The organism is Pseudomonas sp. NPDC099000, assembly GCF_044759925.1.
GTDB lineage: Bacteria > Pseudomonadota > Gammaproteobacteria > Pseudomonadales > Pseudomonadaceae > Aquipseudomonas.
In genome coordinates this window covers 1-2,525 of record NZ_JBIWAF010000053.1, presented here as the reverse complement: position 1 = coordinate 2,525, position 2,525 = coordinate 1, and the positions used below count along the sequence as shown (strand labels likewise).

Annotated in this window: 3 protein-coding genes and 1 tRNA gene (1 of these 4 running past the window's edge); all 4 read right to left on the bottom strand. The window is 54.2% G+C overall.

Annotation, left to right across the window (positions count from 1 at the left end; all coding sequences use genetic code 11):
- Positions 1-59, bottom strand: a tRNA-Tyr gene (locus ACIQV9_RS28805); it reaches 25 nt to the left of the window's first position.
- A gap of 142 nt (positions 60-201) precedes the next feature.
- Complete coding sequence (locus ACIQV9_RS28800) at positions 202-642, bottom strand: hypothetical protein (RefSeq protein WP_403108643.1); 441 nt, start codon at positions 640-642, stop codon at positions 202-204.
- 7 nt (positions 643-649) lie between these two features.
- The gene (locus ACIQV9_RS28795) at positions 650-1,399 is read right to left on the bottom strand and encodes a pantothenate kinase (protein WP_403108641.1); all 750 of its coding nucleotides are present in this window, start codon (positions 1,397-1,399) and stop codon (positions 650-652) included.
- On the bottom strand, positions 1,389-2,348 hold the full coding sequence (gene birA, locus ACIQV9_RS28790) for a bifunctional biotin--[acetyl-CoA-carboxylase] ligase/biotin operon repressor BirA (RefSeq protein ID WP_403108638.1): 960 nt from the start codon (positions 2,346-2,348) through the stop codon (positions 1,389-1,391). Before birA ends, ACIQV9_RS28795 begins: the two co-directional genes overlap by 11 nt.
- Between the last annotated feature and the right edge of the window lie 177 nt (positions 2,349-2,525).

Below are 2,525 nucleotides of genomic sequence, written 5' to 3'. Positions count from 1 at the left end.
TCGAAGTCGTAGACGTCAGATTTACAGTCTGATCCCTTTGGCCGCTCGGGAACCCCTCCTAAGCGAGCCGGCATTCTATATCATGCCGACCTTCTGTCAAGCATTTTCTCATTAAAAACCTGAGGTTAGCAGCGTTGACACCGCTTCACGCCGTTAACCGTTAAAGGTCTTCACTGCGAAGCGGGCGCCATTCTATGCAAACTATTCCGCAGGCGCAACCCCCTCGCACGGCATTATTTTATGTTTTAACTCATTGAATTCTTTGGAAAGGTTTAGCAGCTGAAGATCATCCACTGAACGCCGGCTTTCGGGCGCTATACGGACCCAGTAGCCAGCAGAACCAGAAGAGTCTCTTGGCAAGGACTGAAACTTGATATCCATCCCGCCAAGTCGCCGCTCAGCGGCCAGGGCGGTCTCTTGACGAGTGAAGCCCCCTAAATAGAGGCACCCACTGTCCGTCGACGCCGGCTTTCCTTTCTCACGAGCCGTATCAGCCGCCTCGCTCAACAAACGGATATCCTGCTGCGATCCTCGATACAAACTCAAAGGCGTTACATCTTTCGCACGCAGCGGGGCCTCTTGTTGATGCCAGATGTAATAGAAGACATTGAGAACCAGCAACAGCAGGAACAACCAACGCATAAGAACCTCAAGACAAAGGACATGCCATCGCCAGACCTACAAATACCAGGTCTGGAACCAGCCTGGCATCCGGTACGATTTCAGAGACGAGCGCCGCATCGCCTCCCGTGAGGAATACCGCAAAATCCTTCCCCCAGTAACCACGCGCCATTTCCAATTGAGTCAGGACGAAGCCCCTCAACATAAGCAAACATCCTCGCTCAACCGCTTCGACCGTTGTGCGGCCAGGCACGAGGCTTTCCAGTGCACGCTCGGCAGCGATATCGCCATAGCGAATCTTGCGGGTATGGGTTCGCAACTGGTTGCGCATCAGAGGCATTCCAGGGCAAATAAACCCGCCAAGATGCTCTCCATCCCCCGCAATGAAATCAGCAGTCACCGCGGTACCGAAATCGAGCACCAGGCATGCTCCTGCGGCCAGGTTAAACCCACCGAGCATCGCTAACCAGCGATCAAGCCCCAACCTCTCAAACTCCTCGTACCCATTTCGAACACCTGCCATTTCACGCGCCGGCGCAGCGCACATCGCGGATACAGAAAACGCTTTCGCCAGCAGAGAGGTCAACGCAGCAGTCTCTTCGGTCGTTCTGACACTGACCAACCGGCACCGCTTGAGGGCCAGCCCTTCGAGTCCACTCAGGCTTTCCAGCAATGCGAGATCCGAATCCACCACGCCCTCTCCAAACACCTGCTTGGCATCCGCATGGAGAACCCGCCACTTTATAAAACTGTTCCCGCAGTCGAGCTCAAGAATCATCACGCAACCTCAGACTGAGCTCACCACCACTGAATATTTTTTCCACACCATTTACCTTCAAGCGCAAGGCACCCTGGCTGTCGATACCCAACACCTCACCATCTATCTGGTTAACGCCAGCAATCAACGAGACTGCACGACCTTGCCAAAGATGGTTCTGCTCCCACTCCCGCTGGATGGCGGAAAACCCATCGATCTGATGACGAGCCAGATACTTCTGGAGCATCAACCCTATTTGCGCGACGAGGTGATTGCGATCAAACACCCTGCCCGACTCCAACCGCATGGACGTCCATTGCTGATCAATCTCGTCGGTCGCCTGCATGTTCACATTAATTCCAACACCCAGCACCACGTGACACACATCAGCAGGATCACCCACCAGCTCGAGCAATATCCCGGCAATCTTTTTCTGGCCAACCAAAACATCGTTGGGCCACTTCAAGCCCACGCCCGGGATACCGAGATCTCTCAAAGCCTGCATAACAGCAAGCCCAACCACAAGACTCAACCCTTCGAGCTGACGCATTCCACCTTCGATGCGCAATACGAGGCTGTAATAGATGTTTTCTGCGAAAGGACTAGCCCAATTTCGCCCACGTCGGCCGCGACCCGCAGTCTGCCGCTCGGAGAGCACCAAAAATGGCGCAGCCTGGCCATGCTCAATCGCGCGCAAGGCTTCAGCGTTTGTTGAGTCAATTGAGTCGAAGAGCAGAATAGGCCAGTCGCACGAGGACGCCTGTTCTTTTATGTCGGCAGGATCAAGCAGCGTCAATGGCGCAGCCAATTGATAGCCACGACCGCGCACCTTATGGATGGACAAGCCGAGCTCAGCTTCTAAATGCTGTAGCTGCTTCCATACCGCACTACGACTGATACCCAAGGCGACGCCCAGGGCCTGACCCGAATGGAACTTGCCATCCTTAAGAAGCTTTAACAATGTCAGCATGCAGTCTCGCCTCACAATGAGGCCCGCATGATAGCCATGCCCCGAGCCGTTGCATAGAAACCCCGAGAGCCAGATTTTCCTACGGACAAAACAAAACCCCAACTGCTTTCGCAATTGGGGTTTCGGAATTTAATCTTGACGATGACCTACTCTCACATGGGGAAACCCCACACTACC

Coding starts and splice junctions, on each gene's coding strand:
- ACIQV9_RS28800 (WP_403108643.1), bottom strand. CDS start 642: ATGCGTTGGTTGTTCCTGCTGTTGCTGGTTCTCAATGTCTTCTATTAC.
- ACIQV9_RS28795 (WP_403108641.1), bottom strand. CDS start 1,399: ATGATTCTTGAGCTCGACTGCGGGAACAGTTTTATAAAGTGGCGGGTT.
- birA (WP_403108638.1), bottom strand. CDS start 2,348: ATGCTGACATTGTTAAAGCTTCTTAAGGATGGCAAGTTCCATTCGGGT.